The sequence below is a fragment of the Bartonella sp. MR168JLCBS genome (assembly GCF_042194175.1).
In genome coordinates this window covers 1-307 of the sequence record NZ_JBHIMP010000466.1, presented here as the reverse complement: position 1 = coordinate 307, position 307 = coordinate 1, and the positions used below count along the sequence as shown (strand labels likewise).

Below are 307 nucleotides of genomic sequence, written 5' to 3'. Positions count from 1 at the left end.
ATATCTCGAATCCCCGCCTCATAAAACAAATTTCAAAAGAAACAGGTTTAAAAATTGGTGGAACACTGTACTCTGACGCATTATCGAACAAAAATGGCCCCGCTGCAACTTATCTCGATATGATGGAACATAATGTTAATACTATCATCGATGCAATAACAAAGCACTAAGGCACATCATTATAGAAATGTGGAACAAACTATCTATCCTAAAACTATCTTTAAAAGTTACAAATAAATATACAACAACTAAACAGCATCCTCTTAAAAACTGTAAACTCGAAATAACAACTTTCCAGTTAAATGAT

At 32.6% G+C, this 307-nt stretch carries 1 protein-coding gene; it reads left to right on the top strand.

The genetic code is table 11. From position 1 onward, the window contains the following. On the top strand, nt 1-170 hold a 170-nt coding region (locus ACFIK8_RS12030; RefSeq protein ID WP_375669562.1), incomplete at its 5' end, for a metal ABC transporter solute-binding protein, Zn/Mn family. Nucleotides 171-307 lie beyond the last annotated feature (137 nt).